26 protein-coding genes are annotated in these 25,772 nt (G+C 64.5%); 17 read left to right on the top strand and 9 right to left on the bottom strand.

Features of this window, described 5'->3' with window-relative positions; all coding sequences use genetic code 11:
* The first annotated feature begins 37 nt into the window (after positions 1-37).
* Genes rpsP through rplS form a run of 4 tightly spaced genes read left to right on the top strand, consistent with a single transcriptional unit; the run spans position 38 to position 2,079 of the window.
* Complete coding sequence (rpsP, locus tag OEL49_RS02700) at positions 38-289, top strand: 30S ribosomal protein S16 (RefSeq protein ID WP_014238523.1); 252 nt, start codon at positions 38-40, stop codon at positions 287-289.
* Between the two features lie 6 nt (positions 290-295).
* Positions 296-844 (top strand): ribosome maturation factor RimM, encoded by a 549-nt coding sequence (gene rimM, locus OEL49_RS02695; RefSeq protein ID WP_014238522.1) that lies wholly within the window; start codon positions 296-298, stop codon positions 842-844.
* 37 nt (positions 845-881) lie between these two features.
* The gene (gene trmD / locus OEL49_RS02690) at positions 882-1,691 is read left to right on the top strand and encodes a tRNA (guanosine(37)-N1)-methyltransferase TrmD (RefSeq protein WP_287873943.1); all 810 of its coding nucleotides are present in this window, start codon (positions 882-884) and stop codon (positions 1,689-1,691) included.
* A 16-nt stretch (positions 1,692-1,707) separates the two neighbouring features.
* Positions 1,708-2,079, top strand: a complete 372-nt coding sequence (rplS, locus tag OEL49_RS02685; RefSeq protein WP_014238520.1) for a 50S ribosomal protein L19 — start codon at positions 1,708-1,710, stop codon at positions 2,077-2,079.
* Positions 2,080-2,294: 215 nt separating this feature from the next.
* Here the strand turns inward: rplS and folE2 are convergent, their stop codons facing one another.
* The 4 genes from folE2 to OEL49_RS02665 form a co-directional block, all read right to left on the bottom strand.
* Positions 2,295-3,092 (bottom strand): GTP cyclohydrolase FolE2, encoded by a 798-nt coding sequence (gene folE2, locus OEL49_RS02680; RefSeq protein WP_130459057.1) that lies wholly within the window; start codon positions 3,090-3,092, stop codon positions 2,295-2,297.
* A gap of 93 nt (positions 3,093-3,185) precedes the next feature.
* Positions 3,186-5,039, bottom strand: coding sequence for a 1-deoxy-D-xylulose-5-phosphate synthase (gene dxs, locus OEL49_RS02675; RefSeq protein WP_043798429.1), 1,854 nt, complete (start codon positions 5,037-5,039; stop codon positions 3,186-3,188).
* A 43-nt stretch (positions 5,040-5,082) separates the two neighbouring features.
* A complete protein-coding gene (locus OEL49_RS02670; protein WP_014238517.1) occupies positions 5,083-5,991 on the bottom strand; it encodes a polyprenyl synthetase family protein in 909 nt (302 codons plus the stop codon).
* Positions 5,992-6,038: 47 nt separating this feature from the next.
* Complete coding sequence (locus OEL49_RS02665; protein WP_014238516.1) at positions 6,039-6,305, bottom strand: exodeoxyribonuclease VII small subunit; 267 nt, start codon at positions 6,303-6,305, stop codon at positions 6,039-6,041.
* A 146-nt stretch (positions 6,306-6,451) separates the two neighbouring features.
* Here OEL49_RS02665 and OEL49_RS02660 point away from each other — a divergent pair, with 146 nt between their 5' ends.
* The 5 genes from OEL49_RS02660 (at position 6,452) to OEL49_RS02640 (ending at position 10,265) form a co-directional block, all read left to right on the top strand.
* Complete coding sequence (locus tag OEL49_RS02660; RefSeq protein WP_014238515.1) at positions 6,452-7,561, top strand: aromatic ring-hydroxylating oxygenase subunit alpha; 1,110 nt, start codon at positions 6,452-6,454, stop codon at positions 7,559-7,561.
* 110 nt (positions 7,562-7,671) lie between these two features.
* A complete protein-coding gene (locus tag OEL49_RS02655) occupies positions 7,672-8,529 on the top strand; it encodes a DMT family transporter (RefSeq protein ID WP_014238514.1) in 858 nt (285 codons plus the stop codon).
* Positions 8,530-8,622: 93 nt separating this feature from the next.
* Positions 8,623-8,979, top strand: a complete 357-nt coding sequence (locus OEL49_RS02650) for an STAS/SEC14 domain-containing protein (protein WP_014238513.1) — start codon at positions 8,623-8,625, stop codon at positions 8,977-8,979.
* Positions 8,979-9,827: a sulfurtransferase gene (locus tag OEL49_RS02645; RefSeq protein ID WP_014238512.1), complete on the top strand. Its 849-nt coding sequence runs from the start codon at positions 8,979-8,981 to the stop codon at positions 9,825-9,827. Before OEL49_RS02650 ends, OEL49_RS02645 begins: the two co-directional genes overlap by 1 nt.
* Before the next feature lie 12 nt (positions 9,828-9,839).
* On the top strand, positions 9,840-10,265 hold the full coding sequence (locus tag OEL49_RS02640) for a DUF1992 domain-containing protein (protein ID WP_014238511.1): 426 nt from the start codon (positions 9,840-9,842) through the stop codon (positions 10,263-10,265).
* Positions 10,266-10,272: 7 nt separating this feature from the next.
* Here the strand turns inward: OEL49_RS02640 and queG are convergent, their stop codons facing one another.
* Positions 10,273-11,388 carry a tRNA epoxyqueuosine(34) reductase QueG gene (gene queG, locus OEL49_RS02635; RefSeq protein WP_414635377.1) on the bottom strand — a complete coding sequence of 372 codons (1,116 nt, stop codon included), beginning with the start codon at positions 11,386-11,388 and terminating at the stop codon, positions 10,273-10,275.
* 18 nt (positions 11,389-11,406) lie between these two features.
* On the opposite strand from queG, the gene tsaE reads away from it, so the two are divergent.
* The 8 genes from tsaE to ispH all read left to right on the top strand — a co-directional run bounded on the left by tsaE (position 11,407) and on the right by ispH (position 19,743).
* On the top strand, positions 11,407-11,934 hold the full coding sequence (gene tsaE, locus OEL49_RS02630) for a tRNA (adenosine(37)-N6)-threonylcarbamoyltransferase complex ATPase subunit type 1 TsaE (protein WP_287874007.1): 528 nt from the start codon (positions 11,407-11,409) through the stop codon (positions 11,932-11,934).
* On the top strand, positions 11,883-13,250 hold the full coding sequence (locus tag OEL49_RS02625; protein ID WP_152089701.1) for an N-acetylmuramoyl-L-alanine amidase: 1,368 nt from the start codon (positions 11,883-11,885) through the stop codon (positions 13,248-13,250). Before tsaE ends, OEL49_RS02625 begins: the two co-directional genes overlap by 52 nt.
* A 225-nt stretch (positions 13,251-13,475) precedes the next feature.
* Positions 13,476-14,399, top strand: a complete 924-nt coding sequence (locus tag OEL49_RS02620) for a bifunctional riboflavin kinase/FAD synthetase (RefSeq protein WP_287873941.1) — start codon at positions 13,476-13,478, stop codon at positions 14,397-14,399.
* A 26-nt stretch (positions 14,400-14,425) separates the two neighbouring features.
* Positions 14,426-17,218: an isoleucine--tRNA ligase gene (gene ileS / locus OEL49_RS02615; RefSeq protein ID WP_287873940.1), complete on the top strand. Its 2,793-nt coding sequence runs from the start codon at positions 14,426-14,428 to the stop codon at positions 17,216-17,218.
* Complete coding sequence (gene lspA, locus OEL49_RS02610; protein WP_014238505.1) at positions 17,211-17,711, top strand: signal peptidase II; 501 nt, start codon at positions 17,211-17,213, stop codon at positions 17,709-17,711. The genes ileS and lspA overlap by 8 nt, the downstream gene beginning before the upstream one ends.
* A 15-nt stretch (positions 17,712-17,726) precedes the next feature.
* Positions 17,727-18,287, top strand: a complete 561-nt coding sequence (locus tag OEL49_RS02605) for a sulfite oxidase-like oxidoreductase (protein ID WP_014238504.1) — start codon at positions 17,727-17,729, stop codon at positions 18,285-18,287.
* Positions 18,287-18,730, top strand: a complete 444-nt coding sequence (locus OEL49_RS02600) for an FKBP-type peptidyl-prolyl cis-trans isomerase (protein ID WP_014238503.1) — start codon at positions 18,287-18,289, stop codon at positions 18,728-18,730. The genes OEL49_RS02605 and OEL49_RS02600 overlap by 1 nt, the downstream gene beginning before the upstream one ends.
* An 83-nt stretch (positions 18,731-18,813) precedes the next feature.
* The gene (ispH, locus tag OEL49_RS02595; RefSeq protein ID WP_014238502.1) at positions 18,814-19,743 is read left to right on the top strand and encodes a 4-hydroxy-3-methylbut-2-enyl diphosphate reductase; all 930 of its coding nucleotides are present in this window, start codon (positions 18,814-18,816) and stop codon (positions 19,741-19,743) included.
* A gap of 1 nt (position 19,744) precedes the next feature.
* Here the strand turns inward: ispH and OEL49_RS02590 are convergent, their stop codons facing one another.
* The 4 genes from OEL49_RS02590 to OEL49_RS02575 are packed head-to-tail and all read right to left on the bottom strand — an operon-like array spanning position 19,745 to position 25,764.
* Positions 19,745-20,413: an energy transducer TonB gene (locus OEL49_RS02590; RefSeq protein WP_287873939.1), complete on the bottom strand. Its 669-nt coding sequence runs from the start codon at positions 20,411-20,413 to the stop codon at positions 19,745-19,747.
* A 53-nt stretch (positions 20,414-20,466) separates the two neighbouring features.
* The gene (locus OEL49_RS02585) at positions 20,467-23,970 is read right to left on the bottom strand and encodes a pilus assembly protein (RefSeq protein ID WP_287873938.1); all 3,504 of its coding nucleotides are present in this window, start codon (positions 23,968-23,970) and stop codon (positions 20,467-20,469) included.
* 35 nt (positions 23,971-24,005) lie between these two features.
* Positions 24,006-24,638 carry a pilus assembly PilX family protein gene (locus OEL49_RS02580; RefSeq protein ID WP_050804331.1) on the bottom strand — a complete coding sequence of 211 codons (633 nt, stop codon included), beginning with the start codon at positions 24,636-24,638 and terminating at the stop codon, positions 24,006-24,008.
* A gap of 4 nt (positions 24,639-24,642) precedes the next feature.
* On the bottom strand, positions 24,643-25,764 hold the full coding sequence (locus tag OEL49_RS02575; protein WP_287873937.1) for a PilW family protein: 1,122 nt from the start codon (positions 25,762-25,764) through the stop codon (positions 24,643-24,645).
* Positions 25,765-25,772 lie beyond the last annotated feature (8 nt).

Here is a 25,772-nt window from a genome sequence, read left to right as displayed (position 1 = left end):
AATCTTGCCCTTTTTCTGATTTCGGAAGAGAACAACGATGGTTGTCATTCGCCTTGCCCGTGGCGGCGCCAAGAAGCGCCCCTTCTACAACATGGTGGTTACCGATTCCCGTAACCGTCGCGACGGCCGTTTCGTCGAGCGCGTGGGTTTCTACAACCCCGTGGCCTCCGGTAATGCCGAAGGCCTGGTGATCAAGATGGATCGCCTGACCTACTGGACCGACAACGGCGCCCAGCTGTCCCCGACCGTGGCCCGCCTGGTCAAGCAGTTCGCTGCCAAGGCTGCCTGATAAAGCGTGACGGCAACTGATACCAACCCGGTCATCGTCCTGGGGAAGATCACCGTCCCCTACGGTATCCAGGGCTGGGTCAGAATCCACCCCTTCGCCGACGATCCCCTCGCCTGGGCCAAAATGCCCGAGTGGTGGGTGGCAACGGAGAAGGGGGACGGGGCGGCCGAAGTGCCTTTGGCACAATGGCGCTCCTGCAAGTTGAAGCAATGCCGCTGGCACGGAGACGGGCTGGTTGCAAGGCTTGAAGGCGTTGACGACCGGAATGCCGCCGAGGCCCTGCAAGGGTTTCTGGTGGGCGCTCCCCGGGAAGCGATGCCGGCTACGTCGGAAAACGAGTTTTACTGGACCGATCTGATCGGTCTGGACGTGGTCAATACCCGCGACGAGAAGCTGGGCCAGGTGGTCGGGCTGATCGAAACCGGGGCCAACGACGTGTTGCGCGTCGCCGCCGAAGACGGGGAGGAGCGTCTGCTGCCCTTCGTTGCCGCGGTGGTGCTGGCGGTGGAGCAGGCTGACCACCGCATTCGCGTCGAGTGGGAAAAGGATTGGTGAAAGTCCGCCCGGCTTCGCCTCCGAGGATCGGTTGAGCGTGCGTTTCGACGTCGTCAGCCTCTTTCCGGAGATGTTCGCCGCCCTGGCCAACTTCGGCATCAGCCGTCGGGCCCTGGAGGACGGGCGCTGGGTGTTGAACACCTGGAACCCGCGGGATTTTACCGACAACAATTACCGGACCGTGGACGATCGCCCCTATGGCGGCGGCCCGGGCATGGTGATGCTGCCTGAGCCTCTGGAAAAAGCCATTGCGGCGGCCAAGGAGTCCCAGCGGCAGAATGGGGTGGCCCAGCCCCGGGTGATCTATCTGTCACCCCAGGGGCGCCCCCTGACTCACGCCAGCGTCATGCGGCTGAAGGAAGAAGCGGGTCTGATCCTGCTTTGCGGCCGCTACGAGGGAGTGGACGAGCGTCTGATCGAACGCTGCGTTGACGAGGAAGTGTCGATCGGGGATTTCGTCCTCTCGGGCGGCGAAATTCCGGCCATGGCCCTGATGGATGCCGTGGTGCGGCAATTGCCGGGGGTGCTCAACGATGCCACCTCGGCCGAGCAGGACTCCTTCGTGGACGGACTGCTGGATTGCCCCCATTACACCCGCCCCGAGGTGTATGCAGAAATGCCGGTGCCGCCGGTGCTGTTGTCCGGCCACCACAAGGACATTCGCCGCTGGCGACTGAAACAGTCGCTGGCGCGGACCCGGGAGCGTCGCCCGGAGCTGTACGCCAAATGGCTGACGCAACAGACCGAGGGAGGCAAAAAGCTTTCCAAGGAAATTACGCAACTCCTCGGCGAACTCGAAAGAGAAGCGCAAGCGGAGCAATGCGGTGAGATGAAAAGCAGTTCTTAACTTAGGAAGTACTCACATGAACCTGATTGCACAACTGGAACAAGAAGAAATCGCCCGCCTGACCGCCGGCAAGACCATCCCCGAATTCGCCCCCGGCGACACCGTGGTGGTTGGCGTGAACGTGGTGGAAGGCACCCGCAAGCGGGTCCAGGCCTACGAAGGCGTGGTCATCGCCAAGCGCAACCGCGGCCTCAACTCCGCTTTCACCGTGCGCAAGATTTCCTCCGGCGAAGGCGTGGAACGGACTTTCCAGACCTACTCCCCCCTGATCGCTTCCATCGAAGTGAAGCGTCGCGGCGACGTGCGTCGTGCCAAGCTGTACTACCTGCGCGACCGTTCCGGCAAGTCCGCCCGCATCAAGGAAAAGCTGGTCCTCAAGCGCGGCTAAGCTGTTTGGCCGTTGCCATGAAAAGGGCGCCGCAAGGCGCCCTTTTTTTATGCCTGAATTCCTCCGGCGCTACTTCTTCTTGCGCCAGGGACATTTCTTGCAACCCTTCTTGCAGCACTTGCCTGACATTGTGGCTCCTCGGCTTGGTGTCCCGCCCCGGGGACTCGCCGGGTTAGTCAGGTGTTATCAAGAATGGTTCGCAATGTTTTGCGCTATCAGGCGCGCTTGTCCTTCTCGATCAGGGCGTAGGCGGAGTGGTTGTGGATGGACTCGAAATTTTCCGACTCCACCACGTAATGGTCGATGCGGGGATCTTCGTTGAGGCGGGCGGCCACGTCCCGCACCATGTCCTCGACGAACTTGGGATTGTCGTAGGCCCGCTCGGTGACCCACTTCTCGTCCGGACGCTTGAGCAGGCCGAACAGTTCGCAGGAGGCCTGGGCTTCCACCATCTGCACCAGGTCCTCTATCCAGAGGAAGGCGTTGAGACGGGCGGTGACGGTGACGTGGGAGCGCTGGTTGTGGGCGCCGTAGTTGGAGATTTCCTTGGAGCAGGGGCACAGGCTGGTCACCGGCACCACCACCCGCACCGTGGAGGTGATGCGGCCGTCGGCGATTTCGCCGATCAGGGTGACGTCGTAGTCGAGCAGGCTCTGCACGCCGGAGACCGGGGCGGTCTTGGCGATGAAGTAGGGGAAGCTCATCTCGATGTGGCCGCTACGGGCCTCCAGGCGAGCGGCCATGGCCTGCAGCATGGTGGGGAAGGATTCCACCGAGATTTCCCTTTCGTGGCTGTTGAGAATCTCCACGAAGCGGGACATGTGGGTGCCCTTGAAGTTGTGCGGCAGGCCCACGTACATGTTGAAGCTGGCCACGGTGTGGCGCACGTCGCCGCCCTTGTCGCGGATTTTCACCGGATGGCGGATGGCCCGGATGCCCACCTTGTTGATGGCGATGCGGCGGGTGTCTTCGCTGTTCTGGACGTCGGGAATGGGAGTCTGGGAAGTAGTCATGGCGGGCTTATCTGCAGTGGGCCGGGCGGAGAGGCAATCGGGATGCGCCTTCCAGCCGGGCGGTGAGCCAATGGGGGCGTGCGTTCCCGGCCTTCAGGCGGCGAGCCGTTGCCGTACCTGGCGGACGATGCCGTCCACGTCCAGGCCTAGCTCGGCCAGCAGCAGGTTCTGGTCGCCGTGGTCGATGAAATGGTCGGGCAGGCCCAGGCGCAGCAGGGGCACGGTCAGGCCCATCTCTTCCAGGGCCCGGGCCACTTCGCTGCCGGCGCCGCCGATCAGGGCATTCTCTTCGACGCTGACCAGCAGCTCGTGGTTCCGCGCCAGCTCGGCCAGCAGCTCCCGGTCCAGGGGTTTGACGAAGCGCATGTTGGCGACGCTGGCATCCAGGGCGTCGCCGGCCCCCAGGGCTGCCTGCACCATGCTGCCGAAGGCCAGCAGGGCCACGCCCTTGCCCTGGCGCCGGATCTCGCCCTTGCCTACGGGCAGGGCGGTGAGGGCCGTTTCCGGCGTCACGCCGCTGCCGCCGCCGCGGGGATAGCGCACGGCGCTGGGGCCGTCGATGCCCATGGCGGTGGTCAGCATCTTGCGGCATTCGTCTTCGTCCGCCGGGGCCATGATCACCAGGTTGGGGATGCAGGTCATGAAGGAAAGGTCGAAGGCGCCGTGGTGGGTGGCACCGTCGGCGCCCACCAGGCCGCCCCGGTCGATGGCGAAGACCACCGGCAGATTCTGCAGGGCCACGTCGTGCACCAGCTGGTCGTAGCCCCGCTGCAGGAAGGTGGAGTAGATCGCCACCACCGGCTTTAAGCCCTCGCAGGCCAGGCCGGCGGCGAAGGTGACGGCATGCTGTTCGGCGATGCCGACGTCGAAATAGCGTTCCGGGTACAGCTCGGCAAAGCGCACCAGGCCGGAGCCTTCGCCCATGGCCGGGGTGATGCCCACCAGGCGCGGCTCGGCCGCCGCCATGTCGCACAGCCAGTCGGAGAAGACCTGGGTGTAGGTCAGCTTGCCGCCGCCCTTGCCGCTCTGGATGCCCACTTCCGGCTGGAACTTGGAAACCCCGTGGTAGAGCACCGGGTTGGCCTCGGCCAGCTTGTAGCCCTGGCCTTTCTTGGTGATGACGTGGAGGAACTGGGGCCCCTTGAGACCCTTCAGATTCTGCAGGGTGGGCACCAGGGCATCCAGGTCGTGGCCGTCGATGGGGCCGATGTAGTTGAAGCCCAGCTCCTCGAACAGGGTGCCCGGGGTGAGCATGCCCTTGACGTGCTCCTCGGCCCGTTTCGCCAGTTCCAGCAGGGGCGGGGCCACGCCCAGCACCTTTTCGCCGGCGCGGCGGGCGGCGGAGTAGAGGCCGCCGGAGAGCAGGCGGGCCAGGTACTTGTTCAGCGCGCCCACCGGGGGCGAGATGGACATGTCGTTGTCGTTGAGGATGACGAGCATGTTGGCGTCGGCGACACCGGCGTTGTTGAGGGCCTCGAAGGCCATGCCGGCGGACATGGCGCCGTCGCCGATGATGGCCACCGCCTTGCGGTTTTCCCCCTTCTGCTTGGCCGCCAGGGCCATGCCCAGTGCGGCGGAGATGGAGGTGGAGGAGTGGCCGACGCCGAAGGTGTCGTAGGCCGATTCGCAGCGCTTGGGAAAGCCGGAGAGGCCGCCGTGCATGCGCAGCTTGGCCATGCCGGCGCGGCGGCCGGTGAGGATCTTGTGGGGGTAGGTCTGATGGCCCACGTCCCACACCAGCCGGTCTTCCGGGGTGTCGAAGACGTAGTGCAGGGCGATGGTCAGTTCCACCGTGCCCAGGTTGGAGGAGAGATGGCCGCCGGTGCGGGACACCGATTCGACGATGAAGGTGCGCAGTTCTTCGGCCAGCTGGGGCAGCTGGCGCTTGTCCAGGCGGCGCAGCTGGGCCGGGCTGTCGATGGTGTCTAGCAGGGGTGTGGCGGTCATCATGGTGCGGCGCTCGAATTCGGTGGATGCGCGAAGGCCCGCTCTAGAACTTGCGGGTCGTGATGTAGTGGGCCAGTTCGATCAGGCGCCGGGCCCGGGGGCCGAAACCTTCCAGGGCGCCGAGGGCGTCGCGGCGCAGGTCGTCGGCCAGCTGGCGGGCCGTTTCCAGGCCCAGCAGGCGGACGTAGGTGGGCTTGTCGGCCGCCTCGTCCTTGCCGGCGGTCTTGCCCAGGGTGGCGGTGCTGGCGGTGCAGTCCAGAATGTCGTCCACCACCTGGAAGAGCAGGCCGGCGCGCTTGGCGAAGGCGTCCAGGCGCTCCAGTTCGGCAGCGGCCAGGGGCGTGCCGCAGTGGGCGCCCATGAGCACGGCGGCCCGGATCAGGGCCCCGGTCTTCAGGGCGTGCATCAGTTCCAGCTGGGGCTGGTCGAGGCTCTTGCCGACGGAGGCCAGGTCGATGGCCTGGCCCCCGGCCATGCCGCAGGAGCCGCTGCCGTGGGCCAGCAGGCGCACCAGTTCCAGGCCCTGGGCCGGGCTCGGCCAGGGCTGGGCGGCCAGGATTTCGAAGGCCCGGGATTGCAGCGCATCCCCCACCAGCAGGGCGGTGGGCTCGTCGTACTGCACGTGGCAGGTGGGGCGGCCCCGGCGCAGCACGTCGTCGTCCATGCAGGGCAGGTCATCGTGCACCAGGGAATAGACGTGGATCATCTCCACCGCACAGGCGACGCAGTCCAGGGCTTCCGCCGTGGCCCCGCACAGTTCGCCGGCGGCGAAGGCCAGCAGGGGGCGGACCCGCTTGCCGCCGCCCAGGGCGCTGTAGCGCATGGCGTCGTGCAGGCCTTGGGGGATGGTCTCGGCGGCGGGCAGGAAGCGGCCCAGGGCGGCCTCGGTGCGGGCCTGGGTCTGGGCCATCCAGTCGGGGAAGGGCAGGGCGGAAGCGTCGGAAGATGCCATGGGAAAACCTGGAGAAGAGGTGCGAAGGCGCAGGTGGGGCCGTGCCTTCAGGCCTCGGGGCTGTTCAAGTCCTTCAGTGTACCGCTTTCCAGGACCTGCACCCGCTGTTCCGCATCGGCCAGCTGGCCCTGGCACAGTTTCAGCAGTTCGACGCCGCGCTTGTAGGCGGACAGGGATTCTTCCAGGGACAGGTTGCCGCCTTCCATGGCCTGGGCGATGCGCTCCAGGTCGGCGAGGGCTTCTTCGAAGGAGGGGGAGGAGGGAGAGCCGGGAGGGGTTCCGGTCTGGCCGCCGGCGCTGGTGGAAGCGGGCATGGGCGATTGATCCATATCAATAACCGGTGGAAATGCAAAAAATACCGTATCACGGGGCTTTTGGTCAAATTTGCGCCGGGGTAGAATCCCGCCTTCGTTGATTTTGCTTCATTTTTCACCCATTGCCTTTTTCCGGAGGTGTGGACATGTCCGACATCGCATCCAGCACCAAACTGGCTCCTGCCGTTAGCCAATTCCCCGTCGAATGGTATTTCGACGAAAAAATGTTCGAATTGGAGATGAAACTCTTCTTCGAGCAGGGCCCGGGGTACGTCGGCCACGAGCTGATGGTGCCCAATGTGCACGACTATCGCACCATGGAGTGGCGCGACCACGGCCGCATGCTGGTGCGCCAGCCGGACGGGGTTTATGACATGTCCAACATCTGCCGCCACCGCCAGGCCATCATGCTGCAGGGGAGCGGCAATGCGGAGCACATCGTCTGCCCGATCCACCGCTGGACCTACGACAGCGAAGGTAGCCTCAAGGGCGCGCCCCACTTCCCCGCCAATCCCTGCCTCAACCTCAACAAGCGCAAGCTGGATTCCTGGAACGGCCTGCTCTTCAAGGGACCGCGCAACGCCCAGGCAGACCTGGCCGGGATGAACGTGGCCGGCGAGTTCGACTTCACCGGCTACAAGCTGGACCGGGTCGAGATGCACGAGTGCAACTACAACTGGAAGACCTTCATCGAGGTGTACCTGGAGGACTACCACGTGGTGCCCTTCCACCCCGGTCTGGGCAATTTCGTCACCTGCGACGACCTGACCTGGCAGTTCGGCGAGTGGTATTCCGTGCAGAAGGTGGGCATCACCAACCTGGACAAGGTCGGCTCCGCCCCCTATGGCCGCTGGCAGAAGGCGGTCAAGGACTTCTATGGCGCCCGGGGCGAGCAGCCCAAGCAGGGCGCCGTGTGGCTGACCTACTACCCGAATGTGATGGTGGAGTGGTATCCCCACGTGCTGGTGGTATCCACCCTCATCCCCCAGTCGGTGAACAAGACCATGAACGTGGTGGAGTTCTACTACCCCGAGGAAATCGTCGAGTTCGAGCGGGAATTCATCGAGGCCGAGCAGGCTGCCTACATGGAAACCGCCATTGAGGACGACGACATCGGCGAGCGCATGGACCGGGGCCGCTGGCAGCTGCTCAAGGAAGGTCGTAACGAAGTGGGTCCCTACCAGTCTCCCACCGAGGACGGCATGCAGCACTTCCATGAGTTCTACCGCCGCATCGTCGAGCCCCACCTGAAGTAGAATTCTCCCAGCCCAAGCATCGGGGCGCCTGCGGGCGCCCCTTTTGTTTCCCCCGCGCCGTTTTCTGCGGCGCCGTTTTTCCGGCTTCATCGCCGAAGGATCTCCTGCCCATGCAATCCCTGTGGATGGTCGCCGCCGCATTCCTGTTCGCCTGCATGGGCGTGTGCGTCAAGCTGGCGGCCGAGGCGGGCTATTCCCCGGCGGAAATCGTCTTCTACCGCAATGCCATCGCCCTGGCCCTGATGAGCGCCTCCATGCTCTGGGGACGCCTCGATCCGCGCACTCCCCACTGGAAATTCCAGATCTACCGGGGCGTCTCCGGCTTCATCTCCCTCATGCTGTACTTCTACGCCATCGCCTGGCTGCCCCTGGCGACGGCGGTGACCCTCAACTACACCTCGCCCCTGTTCCTGGCCCTGTTCCTCGCCGGCCTCTCCGGCGCCCGCCTACCCGCCAGTCTGGTGGGTGCCCTGGTGGCCGGCTTTGCCGGGGTGGTGTTGCTGCTGCAGCCCACCTTCCATGCGGACCAACTGGCCGGTGGCCTCATGGGCCTGGCTTCCGGCGTTCTCGCCGGCCTGGCCTATTACAACGTGCGTGAGTTGGGACAGAAGGGGGAGCCGGAGTGGCGCACGGTGTTCTACTTCTCCCTGCTGTCCACCCTCGGCGCCGGCCTGTGGATGCTCTTCTTCCGCTTTCATCCCCTGACCCCGCGCGGCGCCGGCCTGTTGCTGGGGGTCGGCATCTTCGCCACCCTGGCCCAGCTGGCCATGACCCGGGCCTACAGCCGGGGCCGCACCCTGGTGGCGGCCAGCCTGGCCTACACGGCGGTGGTCTTCGCCAGCCTGTTCGGCATGCTCTTCTGGGGTGAAGTGCTTTCCCTCGCCGCCTGGCTGGCCATCGCCATCATCGTCCTCTCCGGTATGGCCGCCACCCGCTTCTCCCGGGCCAATCCGGCGGAGCAGGACTAGGCCGGCACCCGGCGCCGCCGGGCCCGCCCATGGCTGCGCCGGCCGCCCCATTCCAAGTTAAACTCATATCCACATAACAACACGGAGCAAGCCATGATCGTTACCGACCACCAGGACAACCTGGTTTCCGTCGCCGTTTTCGGTGAATTCACCCTGGCCGACTACAAGGAGTTCGAGGAGCTGGTGAATTTCAAGGTGAAGTTCGAAGGCCCGGTGAATCTCTTTTTCGATCTGCGCCAGATGGCCGACGTGACCCTGGACACGGCCCTGGAGGAAATCCGCTTCTCCAAGGCCCACGCCAACGATTTCGAGCGCATCGCCGTCATCACCGAGAGCCAGTGGGTGACCTGGAGCGCCTGGCTCTCCCGCGCCTTCGTCGATGCCAGCATCCGCGTCTTCTCCGACGAAGCCGAAGCCAAGGCCTGGCTGGCCGAACAGGACGTCATCTGATGCCTGCGGCCATCCACACCACCCTGGTGGATGGGGCCACCCTGGCCGCCCGCCTGGGTGATCCGGCCTGGGTGGTGGTGGATTGCCGCCATGATCTGGCCGACCCGGCCGCCGGGGAGGCTGCCTACGTCCGGGGGCACATTCCCGGAGCCGTCTTCCTGCATCTGGACCGGGATCTTTCCTCTGCGAAAAACGGCCGCAACGGCCGCCATCCCCTGCCCCATATTGTCACCCTGGCCGCCGCCCTGGGCCGGGCCGGTATCGGCCCCGGGGTCCAGGTGGTGGCCTACGACGACTGCGGCGGCATGATGGCCGGGCGCCTGTGGTGGCTGCTGCGCTGGCTCGGCCACGAAGCCGTGGCCCTGCTGGACGGCGGCCTGTCCGCGTGGACCGCTGCCGGTGGCGCCTTGAGCGCCGAGATGCCCGAGCCTGCCGCCCGCACCTTCACTCCCGCGCCCCGGGACTGGGTGTTGGACGCCGACCAGGTGCAGGCCGGCCTGGGCCGGCCGGACCGGATCATCGTCGATGCCCGGGCGCCGGACCGTTTCCGCGGCGAAAACGAAAGCATCGACCCGGTGGGTGGCCATATCCCCGGCGCCCGCAACCGCTTTTTCCGCGACAACCTGGGGCCCGACGGCCGCTTCAAGCCGGCCGATCAGCTGCGCCAGGAGTGGACAGAGGCCCTGGCCGGCTTTGCTCCTGAACAGGTGGTGCACCAGTGCGGCTCCGGCGTTTCCGCCTGCCACAACCTGCTGGCCATGGAAATCGCCGGCCTGCCCGGTGCCCGGCTCTACGCCGGCTCCTGGAGCGAGTGGTGCGCCGATCCGGCACGGCCGGTGGAGCGCTGAAAGGGCTGGGCGGTGCTGGCCTTCGAACTGCTGGCGGAACAGCGCATCAACGAGGCCCTGGCCAAGGGCGAGCTGTCGGATCTGCCCGGCAGCGGCCAGCCCCTGGAACTGGGCGACGACCTGCTGGTTCCGGAAGACCAGCGCCTGGCCCAGCGCATCCTCAAGAATGCCGGCTACACCCCGCCGGAAGTGGGGCTGCGGCGGGAGATCGCCCAACTGCGTGCCGAACTGGAACTGCTCGACGAGGTGGAGCGCGGTCCCGCCTGGCAGCGCCTCTGCCTGCTGATGAGCCAGCTGAGCCTGGCCCGTGGCGCCGCCGTCAATCTGTCCCTGGAAGACCGTTACTGGGAGCGCCTCAAGGCGCGCTTCGCCGGTAGCGCGGAGGATGGGGCGGAGGAGGGCGCAGGGGACGGCGGAGGCCGCGGGCCCGCCGCCTGAAGAGGCTTCAGACGCCGCCGGTGGGCGGCGTTTTCTTTTCCAGCTGCCGTTCGGCCCAGGCCACGTGCTCCCGCACCACGGCGGAGTCGTCCTCCCGGCGGGCGGCCAGGGCCGCCCTGGCTTCCTCCGTCGCCGGGCCGTTGCCCAGGGCCACGGCGATGTTGCGCCGCCAGCGTTCAATGCCGATGCGGCGGATGGGGCTGCCGGCCATGCGTTCGAGGAAATCCGCCTCGCTCCAGGCCATCAGGGCCGAGAGCCGCGCCGCATCCAGGCCCTGGCGGGTGGTGAATTCCGCATCGCCCAGCTGGCCGAAGCGGTTCCAGGGGCAGCACAGCTGGCAGTCGTCGCAGCCGTAGATGCGGTTGCCCAGCAGGGGCCGCAGTTCCTCCGGCATGGCGCCGTCCAGCTCGATGGTCAGGTAGGAGATGCAGCGGCGGGCGTCCACCTGGTACGGAGCGACGATGGCCCGGGTCGGGCAGGCGTCGATGCAGCGCGTACAGGCGCCGCAGTGATCGCTCACCTCGGCATCCGCCGGCAGGGGCAGGTCGGTGTAGATTTCGCCAAGGAAATGCCAGGAACCCTCCCGGGTCAGCAGCAGGGTGTGCTTGCCGCGCCAGCCCAGACCGGACTTGCGCGCAAATTCCACCTCCATCACCGGAGCCGAGTCGGAAAAGACCCGGTAGCCGAAGTCGCCGATCTCGGCCTGCAGCCGGTCCGCCAGCTTCTGCAGGCGGTTGCGGATGACCTTGTGGTAGTCCCGTCCCAGGGCGTAGCGGGAAACATAGCCCAGGGCCGGATCGGCCAGCACCTGCTCGGGCTCGGCGCCCCGGGGCAGGTAGGGCAGGCGCACCGAAATGACGGTCTGCACGCCGGGCACCAGCTGGCCCGGATCGAGCCGCAGGGGGGCGTGTTTGGCCATATAATCCATGCTCCCGTGGCGCCCCTGGTCGAGCCAGGCCAGCAACCGCTGCCCGGCCTCGCCGATCTCGGCCCGGCCGATGGCCACCTCGGCAAAGCCCAGTTCCCGGCCCCAGGCCTTGAGGCGGGCGGCCAGTCCGGGCCAGTCCGGGGCCGCTTCTCCCGCCGCCGGGCGGGCGGGTGTGCCGGCTCCCGTTTGCTGCATTTCTTCCGTTGGTTCCATATGCCCGATCATAGCGAATCTGCTGCCCAATCCCTTAATCCAGGCCAAAGTCTGCTGCTGGCGAACGAAGCAGCGACCCAGGCCCTGGGTGCCGCCCTGGCCCAGGCCGCCGGGCCGGGCCTGGTGATCTACCTGGAAGGGGACCTGGGGGCGGGCAAGACCACCCTGGTGCGGGCCCTGCTGCGGGCCCTGGGCCACACCGGTCCGGTGAAGAGCCCGACCTACGCCTTGGTTGAAGTTTACAAACTTTCGAGCTTATACTTGTATCACTTTGATTTTTATCGTTTCGAGTCGCCGGAAGAGTTTGTCGATGCTGGGTTGGATGATTATTTCCGCCAAGGGGCCCTGTGCCTCGTGGAATGGCCGGACAAAGCCGCGGGCTTTGTGCCGCCGCCCGATCTCGTCCTGGCTTTCCGCTTCCGCGACGATGACGGCCGTGATCTCCTGCTGCAACCCCATTCTCCGGGAGGTGAGCAATGCGTAAACGCTCTCATGTCCCGCCTGTCGAGCGCCGCCGGGCCCTGCTGAAGGCCGGCGGGGCCGCCCTGGTCCTGCTCGTCACGCCCCTGGCCCGGGCCGCCGCCGGCAAGTCGCCCTCCATCCTCTCGGTGCGGGTGTGGCCCGCCGCCGATTACACCCGGGTCACCCTGGAGCATGACGCCCCGGGTGGCGCTCCCCTGAAGTTCACCCAGTTCTCGGTGAAGAATCCCGAGCGTCTGGTGGTGGATATCGAGGGCATCGAATTCAACAGCGTCCTCGACGGCCTCTCCAACAAGGTGGCGCCGGACGATCCCTACATCAAGCTGCTGCGGGCCGGCCGCTTCAAGCCCGGCGTGGTGCGCCTGGTCATGGAGCTGAAGACCGAGGTGCAGCCCCAGGTCTTTTCCCTGAAGCCGGTGGGCGAGTACGGCAGCCGGCTGGTGCTGGACGTCTATCCGGCCAATCCGCCCGATCCCCTGCTGTCCCTGCTGGACAAGAAGGACGGCGACGGGTTGGATGCCATCGCCGAGGCCGGCCGGCGCGAACCGGTGGCCGAGGCGCCGTCCCAGACCCAGCAGGCCCCGGGCCGCGCCCAGGAAGCCCGGCCGGCGGAACCGGCCAAGCGCAACACCAAGCCGGTGGTGGATCGTCTCGTTACCATCACCCTGGACCCGGGCCACGGCGGCGAAGATCCGGGGGCCGTGGGCAAGGGCGGCAGCCACGAGAAGGATGTGGTGCTGTCCATCGCCAAGCGCCTGAAGGCCAAGATCGACGCCGAGCCCAATATGCGGGCCGTGCTGACCCGGGATTCGGACTTCTTCGTGCCCCTGCACATGCGGGTGCAGAAGGCCCGCCGGGTCCAGGCCGACCTCTTCGTCTCCATCCATGCCGACGCCTGGATCAAGCCCGATGCCCGGGGTTCCTCCGTGTTCGTGCTGTCCGAGCGGGGCGCCTCCAGTTCCCAGGCCCGCTGGCTGGCCCAGAAGGAAAACGAGGCTGACCTCATCGGCGGCGTGAACATCGGCGTCAAGGACCCCTTCCTCGCCCGCACCCTGCTGGACCTTTCCCAGACCGCCACCATCAACGACAGCCTCAAGCTGGGCAAGGCCGTGCTGGGGGAGCTGGGCGGCATCAACGCCCTGCACAAGGCCAGCGTGGAGCAGGCCGGCTTTGCCGTGCTGAAGGCGCCGGACATTCCCTCGATCCTGGTGGAGACGGCCTTCATCAGCAATCCGGAAGAGGAAAAGCGCCTCAACGACGACGCCTACCAGGATCGCATGGCCGAGGCCATGCTCAAGGGCATCCGCCAGTACTTCGCCAAGAATCCGCCCCTGGCCAAATCCAGGCTGGCCCGGCTCGACTGAGCCCAAGTCCCCACCGTCTCTGATGCCTGCCCGGAGAGGCAGGCGGGACGGCCTTTGCAGGCAGGCCATGCCGTCCAGGACCGTCCCTTCTGCTCTGGCGGGCAGCCCCCTGTGGCGGTTCTCTCCCGGAGCGGGCGGCGGTGCCGCAGGACGGGGGTAAAACCGTTATAATTCAGCCTTTTTTCGCGCCCCGCCCGGGGCATAAGAAGGATTCCGGCTTCCACCATGCTCGTCCTGCGCGGCGTTAAAACCTCGGCCCCCAGTGCCACGGTGCTGACCATCGGCAATTTCGATGGCGTGCATCTTGGCCACCAGGCCCTGCTTGCCCGCGTCGGCCAGGCCGCCCGGGCCTGCGGCCTGCCGGCGGCGGTGCTGACCTTCGAGCCCCATCCCCGTGAGTTCTTCGACCCGGCCTCGGCCCCGGCCCGGCTCACCACCCTGCGCGAGAAGCTGGAACTGCTGCAGAACTACGGCGCCGACCTCACCTGCGTCAGCCCCTTCAACACCGTCTTCGCGGCCCTGACGGCGGACGAGTTCATCGAGCAGGTGCTGGTGCGCTGTCTCAGGGTGCGCCACCTCATCATCGGCGACGACTTCCGCTTCGGCGCCCGCCGGGCCGGCGATTTCGCCCTGCTGCAGGCCGCCGGTGCCTCCTTCGGTTTCCAGGTGGAGGCCATGGAGAGCGTGGTGCAGGGCGGCGAGCGGGCTTCCAGCTCCGGCGTGCGCGAGGCCCTGGCGGCCGGCGACATGGCCCGGGCCGCCCGTCTCCTGGGCCGTCCCTACAGCATCGACGGCCGGGTGGTGCACGGCCAGAAACTGGGGCGCCAGCTGGGCTTTGCCACCGCCAACATCCGCATCAAGCACAATCCCTTGCCCCTCACCGGCGTCTTCGCCGTGAGCGTCACCGGCGCTGCCGGCCGGCCCCTCAACGGGGTGGCCAACCTGGGGGTGCGTCCCACCGTGGGCGGCCAGCTGCAGCCCCTGCTGGAAGTGCACCTCTTTGATTTCGACGGCGACATCTACGGCGCCCACCTTTCCGTTTCCTTCCTGCACAAGCTGCGGGACGAGATGAAATTCCCCGACTTCAACGCGCTCGTGGCCCAGATCGGCCAGGACGCGGAAGCCGCCCGCGCATTTTTCCAGCGTTAAGAAAACCTTAGGCATTTGAGGCTGTTATGGCTGACTACAAGAACTCCCTGAATCTTCCCGACACTCCCTTCCCCATGCGCGGCGACCTGCCCAAGCGGGAGCCCCAGTGGGTGCAGCAATGGCAGGAAAAGAAGCTGTACCAGAAGATTCGCGAGATCTGCGCCGGCCGGCCCAAGTTCATCCTGCACGACGGCCCTCCCTACGCCAACGGCAACCTGCACCTGGGCCACGCCCTGAACAAGATCCTCAAGGACATCATCGTCCGCTCCAAGACCCTGGCCGGCTTTGATGCGCCCTACGTGCCGGGCTGGGACTGTCACGGCCTGCCCATCGAGCACAAGATCGAAGTCACCCACGGCAAGAACCTGCCCGCCGACAAGGTGCGGGAACTGTGCCGCAGCTACGCCGCCGAGCAGGTGGAAGTGCAGAAGAAGGAATTCATCCGCCTCGGCGTGCTGGGCGACTGGGACAACCCCTACCTGACCATGAACTTCGCCAACGAGGCCGGCGAGATCCGCGCCCTGGCCGAGATGGTCAAGCAGGGCTATGTCTTCAAGGGCCTGAAGCCCGTCAATTGGTGCTTCGACTGCGGCTCCGCCCTGGCCGAGGCCGAGGTGGAATACGCCGACAAGAAGTCCCCCACCATCGACGTGGCCTTCCCCGTCAGCGAAGCCGATGCCCCCAAGCTGGCCGCCGCCTTCGGCCTCAACGCCCTGCCCAAGCCGGCCTATGCCGTGATCTGGACCACCACCCCGTGGACCATTCCCGCCAACCAGGCCCTCAATATCCACCCCGAACATGAATACGCCCTGGTGGATGCGGGTGACCGCCTGCTGGTGCTGGCCAAGGAGCTGGTGGCCGACTGCCTCAAGCGCTACGGCTGCGAAGGCACGGTGCTGGCGACCGTCAAGGGCAAGGCCCTGGAGCGCCTGGAATTCCGCCATCCTTTCTACGACCGGGTTTCCGTCGTCTACCTGGCCGACTACGTGGGCCTGGATGCGGGCACCGGCATCGTCCATTGCGCCCCCGCCCACGGCGTGGACGACTTCAACGCCTGGCGCCATTACGGCCGCGGCAATGACGAGATCATTTCCATCGTCAAGGGCGACGGCGTCTATGTGGACGAGCTGCCCTTCTTCGGCGGCCTCTCCATCTGGAAGGCCAACCAGGCCATCTGCGACAAGCTGTCCGAAGTGGGCTGCCTGCTTTCCCACGGCAATGTCAGCCACAGCTACATGCACTGCTGGCGCCACAAGACCCCGGTGATCTACCGGGCCACCGCCCAGTGGTTCGTCGGCATGGACCGCCTGCCCACCGACGGCAAGTCCCTGCGCGAAAAGGCCCTGGCCGGGGTCGAGGCCACCGCCTTCTATCCGGCCTGGGGCAAGCCCCGCCTGCAATCCATGATCGCCAACCGGCCCGACTGGTGCATCTCCCGCCAGCGCAACTGGGGCGTGCCCATTCCCTTCTTCCTGCACAAGGAAACGGGCGAACTGCATCCGCGCACCGTGGAGCTGATGGAGGAAGTGGCCCAGCGCGTGGAGAAGGAAGGCATCGAAGCATGGTTCAAGCTGGATGCGGCCGAACTGCTGGGGGCCGAAGCCGCCCAGTACGAAAAGATCAGCGACACCCTGGACGTCTGGTTCGACTCCGGCACCACCCACTGGCATGTGCTGCGGGGCTCCCATAACGACGGCCACGCCACCGGTCCCCGGGCCGACCTCTACCTGGAAGGCTCGGACCAGCACCGGGGCTGGTTCCATTCCTCCCTGCTCACCGGCGCCGCCATCGACGGCCATCCGCCCTACAAGGCCCTGCTCACCCACGGCTTCACGGTGGACCAGCAGGGGCGCAAGATGAGCAAGTCCCTGGGCAACACCATCCTGCCCCAGGAAGTCTCGGACAAGATGGGCGCCGACATCCTGCGCCTGTGGGTGGCCGCCACGGACTACTCCGGCGAGCTGGCCATGTCCAAGGAAATCCTGGCCCGGGTGGTGGAAGCCTACCGCCGCATCCGCAACACCCTGCGTTTCCTGCTGGCCAACATCGCCGACTTCGATGCGGCCAAGGATATGCTGCCGGTGGCCGAGTGGTTCGAGATCGACCGCTACGCCCTGGCTCTGACCCGCCAGCTGCAGACCCAGGCCCAGGCCGATTACGACCGCTACGAGTTCCACCGCGTGGTGCAGGCCCTGCAGACCTTCTGCTCCGAGGACCTGGGCGGCTTCTGGCTGGATATCCTGAAGGACCGCCTGTACACCACGGCACCGGCCTCCAAGGCCCGCCGCTCGGCCCAGAGCGCCCTGTGGCACGTGACCCAGAGCTTCATCCGCCTGATGGCGCCGATCCTCTCCTTCACCGCCGAGGAAGTGTGGCAGATCCTCTCCGGCGATGCGGACCAGTCCATCATGTTCCACACTTGGCACGACCTGCCGGCCCAGGCCGACGAAGGCGAGCTGCTGGCCAAGTGGACCCTGATCCGGGAGGCGCGCGGCGAAGTGACCAAGGCCCTGGAGGCCCTGCGCGAGGAAGGCAAGATCGGCTCCTCCCTCCAGGCCGAAGTGCGGATCAGCGCCGAGGGCGACAAGTACGCGGCCCTGGCCAGCCTGGGCGACGATCTGCGCTTCGTCCTCATCTGCTCCAAGGTGAGCGTGGCCCAGGGCGCCGATGCCATCGCCGCCGAGGCCTCCACCCAGAAGAAGTGCGAGCGCTGCTGGCACTACCGGGAGGACGTGGGCAGCAACCCGGAACACCCCGAACTGTGCGGCCGTTGCGACAGCAACCTGCACGGCGAGGGCGAGGTGCGCGAGCGTGCCTAAGTCCTCCCTGGGCCGCTGGTACGGGCTGGCGGCCCTGGTCATCGTTCTCGACCAGCTCTCCAAATGGGCGGTGCTGGCGAGCCTGAACTACGGCGACACGGTCACCGTGACGCCCTTTTTCGACTGGGTCTTCGTCTTCAACCGGGGCGCCGCCTTCAGCTTCCTCGCCGACCAGCCCGGCTGGCAGCGCTGGTTCTTCACCCTGCTGGCCCTGGGAGTGTCCGGCTGGATCGCCTGGATGCTGCGCCAGCACCTGGCCGAGCGCCTGCTGTGCTTCTCCCTGACCCTGATCATGGGCGGCGCCCTGGGCAACGTCATCGACCGGGTGCGTTTCGGCGCCGTGGTGGATTTCCTGCAGTTCCACGTGGCCGGCTGGTACTACCCGGCCTTCAACGTGGCCGACTGCGCCATCACCGTGGGGGCAATTTTGCTGGCCTGGGAGCAAATCCGGCGTAAACCTGTCCAAGGGAATCCGGATTCTTCCGCTTCCTAACGTCAGGGCCCGTTCATGAGCGACCACCGCATCCCTCCCGGCCAGCGCCACGTCACCGATTTTCCGGTGCTGGACCTGGGCATCCATCCCGACATCCACCATGAAAACTGGCAGTTGCGCCTGTTCGGCCTGGTGGCCCAGGAAGTGGTGCTGGACTGGGAACAGTTGCTGGCCATGCCCCAGGTGCAGCGGACCAGTGATTTCCACTGCGTCACCACCTGGACCCGGCTGGACGTACCCTGGGAGGGCGTGCTGGCCCGGGACGTGGTGAATCTGGCCGGCCCCCTGGCGGAAGCCCGCCACGTCACCCTGCACAGCTACGACGGCTATACCACCAACGTGCCCCTGGCGGCGCTGCTGGACGACGACGTGCTGGTGGCCCACACGGTGGACGACGCCCCCCTGTCCGTCGAACACGGCGGCCCGGTGCGCCTGGTGCTGCCCAAACGCTACGCCTGGAAGAGCGCCAAATGGCTCTCCGGCATCGAATTCCACGCCGAAGACCGTCCCGGTTACTGGGAAGTGCGCGGCTACCACAACGAAGCAGATCCCTGGAAAGAAGAGCGGTATTCCTGATGAGCCAAGTCGATCAAGTAACGGTCCAGCCGGACAGCTTTCTCACCCTGCACTACCGCGTCACCACCGGCGACGGCAGCGAGATTCTCAACACCTTCGACATGAAGCCCGCCACCCTGCAGATGGGCAGCGGCCAGCTGGCGGAGAACCTGGAGAAGTGCCTGCTCGGCCAGGTGGCCGGCCAGCGCCACGTTTTCCTGCTGGAACCGGCCCAGGCCTTCGGCGAACACAACCCCCGGCTGGTGGAGCGCATCGCCCGGGAAGCCCTGCCGCCGGGTATGGAACTGAAGGAAAACTCCGTGGTGGAGTTCAACGACGGTGAGGGTGCCGAGTTCGCCGGCTTCCTGCGAGAGTTGACTGAAAGCCACGCCCTCTTCGATTTCAACCACCCTCTGGCCGGCAAGTCCGTGCGCTTCGAGGTGGAGATCATCGGCATCCTCTAAAGGCTTGCCCCGGGGCCTTGGCCCCGCCGCGTCCAACCCCCGGTGCCGGGAGCTGTGGCTCCCGGCCCAACTGAGAGTCATCCATGGAAGTCATCCTCGCCAATCCCCGCGGTTTCTGTGCCGGCGTCGAACGGGCCATCGCCATCGTCGAACGGGCCCTGGAGCGTTTCGGCGCGCCCATCTATGTGCGTCATGAAGTGGTGCACAACAAGTTCGTGGTGGACGGCCTGCGCGCCAAGGGCGCCGTCTTCGTCGAGGAACTGGACGAAGTGCCCGCCGGTGCCACGGTCATCTTCAGCGCCCACGGCGTCGCCAAGGCCGTGCGCGAGGAAGCCGACCGGCGCGGCCTCAAGGTGTTCGACGCCACCTGTCCCCTGGTCACCAAGGTGCATAACGAGGTGGCCAAGATGCGGGAACAGGGGCGGGAAGTCATCATGATCGGCCACAAGGGCCATCCCGAAGTCGAGGGCACCATGGGGCAGAGCGTCAATGGCGGCATGCACCTGGTGGAAACCCGGGAGGATGTGGACCAGCTGATGGTGCGGTTCCCCGAGCAGCTGGGCTTCGTCACCCAGACCACCTTGTCGGTGGACGACGCCGCCAACGTCATCCAGGCCATTCGCGGGCGTTTCCCCGATGCCGCAGGACCGCGCAAGGACGACATCTGCTATGCAACCCAGAACCGCCAGGATGCGGTGAAGCATCTGGCCGAATCCTGCGACCTGGTGATCGTGGTGGGCTCCCGCAACAGCTCCAATTCCAACCGCCTGCTCGAAGTGGCCAAGCTGCGCGGTGTGCGGGGCTATCTGGTGGATGGGGCCGAGCAGATTGAGGCCGAATGGCTGCAGGGGGTAAGCACCATTGGCGTCACCGCCGGCGCCTCCGCACCGGAGACCCTGGTACAGGGGGTCATCTCCCGCCTGCAGGCGCTGGGAGCCGGCAATGTGCGCCAGTTGGGGGATGGGGAGCCGGAGGTGAACTTCCCTCTGCCCAAGGAACTGCTGGGCAACTGATTCAGGGGGCCGCCGTGGTTTGAGGCGGCCTGGGGCGAATCGTCACTTCAATGCGCAGCCGGCTCTTCACCGGCTGTCCATCCTTTTCTGCCGGCAGGAATCGGGCCGATCCGAACTGCTGGGCGACCAGAGCATTCAGTCGCTCACTGAGATGGGTGGATTCCGTTTCCACCTTGTCCACTTTGCCCTGCTCGTTAATGTAGAGCACCAGAATGGCTTTGCCGGCCCCCTCTTCATCATCCACCACGCTGGTATCGATCGGGCTGGCAACGTGCGGACGTTGGGTCACTTCCGCCGGGGGGTAGTAGTACGGTACCGGAATGCCGATGTCCGGTTTCCCGCCCTCGGATGAACTGGCGCCGTCGGAACCGCCTCCCTGTGCATTTTTCTCAACGACTTCTGGGGCGGTTGTCAGTTGTGGCGCCGCGGCTGGCGGCGCCTGCAAGCGTAGTTTGTCCTCTAATGCCCGTATGGGTGGGAGCGGGACAGTCAACCCCAGCCGGACTTGCAGTGGTGTGTATGCATTGCCAAGTTTGGCTTCCAATCCAAGCGCAAGGCGAGGACTGCCACCGAGTGTTCCCGGCGGGAGGCTCAGCAGCAAGGCATGCAGGCAGCAGGAAAGAAGTAGGGCCGAGGCCAGCTGTTGTTGATGCATCAGGGGAATAAGCATTACGCCCCTTGCGGGGCGTAATGTGGTTGGTTCCGGAGAATTGCTGCGGAAGGTCAGTTGGCCAACTCCCGCCACATCATGCGATTGCCACTGAGATTGCCGCCGCCGTTGCCGGTGCTGATGGGAAGGGTCATTGCCCCGCCCTTGAGATTGCCGTCGGCCGTGATGGTGAATACTTTGGGTGTTCCCCCCGGCAGTTTGATCACAGTCAGGCCGACGATGGGCGAGGTGAAGGTGTAGATGGCTCGGCCGCCGTCTACGCCGCCGCCGCTCTTGTAGTCCAGGAAATAAAGCTGGCTGGAGCCCCCCGGCTGGCAGGCACTGGCTTCGGGAACGATGCTGGAGAACATGACGGTACCGAAGAAGAGCTGGGCATTGAGATAGACCCGTTCTTTGCCCATCGGCAAATCCAGGTACCAGCCGCCATGGATGTTCCAATTGACCTCCGGTCCGCCAACCTCAGTGCCGTTGGCTACCTTGGCAACCATGGAGCCCCGGCTGATGGTGCTTGTGCCATCGTCTTTTACTGCATAAAAGGACTGGGAGGCCGGGTTGTCCAGGTCATCCTGTCCCAGATAGCGGCCGGTACCGAAGAAAAGAACCGTTTTGCCGTCAATTTCACCAATCTCGGGTGCGGCGGTGATGGCTTGGGACGAGCCGAGGGTCATGATCGGGGAGACTGTGCCTGCTGACAGGTCGAAGCGCCACATGTTGCCGAAGAGGTCGCCGCCATAGGCAGCCACCGCGGTATTGTCCTTGGCAAAATCGTCGGCCTTGACGTTGATGCGACCGAGGCCACTGGGATTGCCGGAGCTACCCGTGTTGGTCGAGAGGGTCTTGATCAGGGCACCGGTACCTGCATCCAGCATGAAGATATAGCCCTTGCCATCAGCGGTCGGATAATTGGAACCTTCGGGAATGTTGTTATAGCCGGAGGGCAACAAGGCCACCCAGCGCCCATCTACCTTGGATACCAAGGGGGAGCCGTAGCTGTAGCCCATATTGGGGTTGTCATCTGCCGAGAAGGTCCACAGTACTTTGGGTGCGCTCGGAGTGGTGATATCGAGCGCGTAGTAGCCGCGCCCACCCTTGCCCAGGCCGCCAATCAGTATGGTTTTCCAACTGCCGGTGACGAATGCATCGGTAACGATGATGGGACCATCTACAAAATAACGATGGTTGGTGGCGTAGTCCTTGTCCGCCAGGCGCCACAGGTCCTTGATGATCATGGGCGGTACATAGGCCCAGCTCTCGGCACCGGTGGCAGCGTCGAACGCATGCAGCATGCCGTCGTTGGCGCCGACATAGACCATGCCGGTCCGGCCTGCCTGGGCGGCCTTGAACTCGGCATAGCCCGCATCCAGGAACTCCAGGGAAGGAGCCTGTACGTAAACCGGCTGGCCGTGAACGATATCGCCGAGGACGGTGGAGCGATCCCGGTAGAGGCGGTTGTAGCTGCCAAAAGCCACGTCCCGTTCCTGGTCCTCGTAGCGGTTGTGTCCTCGGACATAATTCAGCATCAGTTCGCCGGTCGCCGTGCTTTTGTCGGCAGCACTCCAGTCCAGGTATTGGCTGAGCTTGGTGTTATCAAAATATGCTTTTTGCGCCGCAGTCAGATTGGCCCATTCCAGCGCTTTGAGGGTGCTGCCACTGGAGGTATAAATAGCCCGGGTGTCGGTGTTGCCGACGGCGGGAATTTTGCTGTTGAGCTGAGGAGATGCCTTCCAGGTGGCATTGGCGGATATGTTGCCGGTGCTGAGGTCAATGGTGTAGGCAGATAACTCGCCTTCCCAGGCAACGGTGCGGTAATTGGCAACATAGATGTAATTGTCCCCAGCCGTCGGTTCCAGGGCTGACGTTGCTGCTGCGGCGCCGGAGCCGCTGCTGGCCTCCATGGCCCCTAGTGCGCTGGCCAGGCCGTTGACCAGAGCTTCCGGGTTGCGGGCGCTGAAGTAGGTGCCGCGGCCATTGACGGCTGCATGCCAGAGATCGTCAATACGGTCTTCATCCGAGGCATCCAATGGGTCCGGCCAGTTCTTGGTGCCTTGTTTGATGTCGTAGTAGGCGCCGGAGGTGGCCGTCTTGTAGCCATCCTGATATGTCAGGTTGCCATCCACACCGAGACCGATGGTGAAGGTGGTCATGTGCTGATGCGTGGCAACATCATCCTCCTCCAGTTTGGTACCAGCCGGCGGAACATTGTTCGGCATGTCGGAACGCAGGTCGGTGTGATAGTAGTAGTAGGCTACGTCGGCAAGGGTGCTGCTTTTCTTCAGCGCGTCGAAGGAAGGCCGTGTCGCAGTAGCGACTCCATCCTGATCGCCGACCACTGTTTTTCCGTCTTCCTTGGTTGGCCCATAGGTAGACGTTTCATCGTTGGTATTCCAGTAGCCGTCGGTCGACAGAATCGTGAAGTTACGTTGGCAGGAATACTGGATGGGGTCCGCTCCCAGCTTGCCAGCATAAATTCGACCTGCTTTGGCCAGGGCACCCCGGAGCGGTGTACTGACGGTAGGGTCTCCCTTGTACAAACGGGTAAACCAGGTGTTTTTCTGGGTGGTGTCAAAATTGTTGATGGCCAGGAAAGTATTGCTGTCGGTGGCCCCCTTGTCGCTGATGGTGGAAAAGCCGACCCGTGCGTGGAAATAATTCTTGTCGAGGGGGTCGCTGGCATTGGGGGTGCCGCGGATATCGGCAAATGCCTGGCCAACGGCGGTCTTGGTCATCTGCATCCGGGTCCGGTACCAGGCATGCCAGTTGGCAAAATTGGTCATCTCCTGGGCGTAGGTGCGTGTCGTTCCGTTGGGGCCGGGATAGCTGGTGGTGCTGGGAACGATACTTACCCGTTTCCAGTTGCTGTAACGGACATATCGGTAGGTCGAGGATTTCTGAGCTTGGCAGGTGCCGGCCTTGCCGAATCTCGGGCCGCTGCTTTCCTGGGCAGAACACCATTCGACGGTGGCCGTGTAGTAGAACGGGCCGCCGTAGCGGGTCTTGATGTTGCTATAGGTGCCGTTGGGATAGCTATAGGCATTGGCGCCATCGATCTGGGATACGCAGTTGCTGCCGTTGACGTCATCCCATCCATTTTTACAGGCGACTCGTTCCGGATAGTTGGTAACCAGGTTGATCGAACTGCCGCTCTGGATCCCGTAACCGTCATAAGGGACATTGGTCCAGGTGGTGTAATTGGTCTTGTCGCTATTGTCGGAGTTTTTCGGCGGAGTGTAGTTCACCATCGGGTTGTAATAGACCCGATTGAACGCGCTTAGATAATAAGGAGCATCGCCGTTAGTACAACTGGTCAGACTGGTTCCCGTACTGCGGCAATAGCTGCCATTGACGTAATCGGGCATGTAATCCCAGTCCATACTGCCCGAGTTATCCAGGATGAAATAGATATTCGGCAGAATGTTCTCGGTAGTGGCATTGGCCAGGGGAATATCGGCCAATGGCGTTTCTGCAGCACCGATGCCAATGGGAGTTGCGATCAGGGTGTAGCCCAGGGCGAGTGCAAGCAGACGGACCGAGGGGGATAAAACGGGAGATTTTTTCATGTTCGACTCCTTGGAGTGCGTCGACCGAATGCCACTCAAATGACGATAAAGGCTTGCAGGTAGCTGATATTGTTTCGCGCCCCGGAAACCCGGATGGTGACGCGGTATACGCCCATTGAGGCAATTTCCGGGTCCCAGGAGGGGGGTTGGTAGTTCGAAAGGCCTCCGACCACCCCCTTGCTACTATCTGTGCGAATGTACTGCCGCGTGGAACAGGTGGATGAGTCCAACGGACCAGTGGTGTCGCACAGGCGGTGGATGACATAACAGACAGTGTTGCCAACGCTGTCCTTGGCTTGGCAAGTGGGAGTGGTGGGGCCTCCCTGGCCGTCCCAATTGACGTTGTCACTGGTGTCGCCGGGAGTCACGTTGCCGGTCAGGTCCAGCATGTCCTGGCTGGTGGCGTAATAGCCATTGCCAGGTCGGTCCCCAGTGAGGGAGCTGGAGTTGTTCAATAGCCACGTGCGGGCCGTTTCAATGCCTTGGTCGCCGCTCAGGGTGGCGCTCTGCTGAAATGCCAGATTGCGGGCAATCAACGTGCCTGTATCCACTGAACGGATCAGGGCAACGCCGGCGATCGACATGGCAACTAGCACAATGAGGGCGACAAACAGGGCCAGGCCTTCCTGGCTTCTTGGTGAAGGCGGAATATGGTTGGGCATGGTCATGTCCTCACACGTTGCCCCAAATGACGTTACGTAGCGGCACCACCGTTTCGAACACCTTGTAACGGTAGCACTGCCAATCAGCCGGGAATGTGGTGATGTCAAATTTGGCCCAGGAAGACCAGGCAGCCACAGCTTCTTCTGTCGTTGTTTTGCAGGTTCCGTCGGAACCTGGCTTCTCATACTCTGCGCTGCGCGCCACGACGGCGACGCGCAACGCCTTGATCCGCTTTGAGTTGGCATTGCTCAGGGGGGCCGACCAGGCTCCTCCTGCATCTACCCAGTCGGTGATTTTCTGGGGGCACGGAGTGCCGGCACAGACGTCCGTGATGCCGTACTGGGCTTGCAGGCTGAGGATGTCGGGAGCGATCTGGAAGGTCTGGAGAACCCCGTTTGCGTCCGGTTCCTGCAATTCGAGTTGCCCATTGGTAATGCGGTAGGTCTTCTGGCTGAGTTGCGGGAAACACTGCAAGTCCGCGCCCTTGTCGTATGCCGGCCAAGCATTGGCAAGCTTATAGGCTCCCGGTGGATTGTAGGAAGGAGCGCCCAGGCCGCTTTCCGTCCAGATGGTCAGCGTAGGCTTTTCTACCTTGGTGATTTGCACCAAGGTGCAGGTGCCGCTCTGCTGAATGAGGGCTAGCGGTTTTGGTACCGCAACTGTCGGTGTGCAGCCGTATAGACTGCGGACTCGCATGGATTCCGAGCCTGCCGCTGGCTTGGTGGTCAGCGCAGTCAGTGCAAACTTGTAGTTCGCATTGGCAGGGTTGTCGAAGTAACGGATGCTTATCTGATCCGGCCCGGTTCCACCTTCAGAAATGACGGCCGGCGTGAGCAAATTCGGGACTGCCCCGGGCGCGGATACCCCGTCATCGATATAACTGAAGACGCGGTCGCAGTCTGAGAACGTGTGTGCGTCGAGGCCCCAACCAGCTGCTTTGACGTCACTTTCCACCATGCTCAAGGACAGGGCGCCGTTGGTTTGGGCGTCGGCTGCACCTGTGGTTCCCCGCTTCTGGCGCTCGGCGGAGGCAAATACCTGGAACACCACGATGGAGGCAATCATGCTGATGACCATGCCCACCATGATCTCAACTAGGCCGAAACCCCTGCTTTTGTTATGCCGACTCATGTGACTCT

The organism is Azospira sp. (genome assembly GCF_030247495.1).
Classification (GTDB): domain Bacteria; phylum Pseudomonadota; class Gammaproteobacteria; order Burkholderiales; family Rhodocyclaceae; genus Azospira; species Azospira oryzae.
This window is presented reverse-complemented; position numbering and strand designations above follow the sequence as displayed.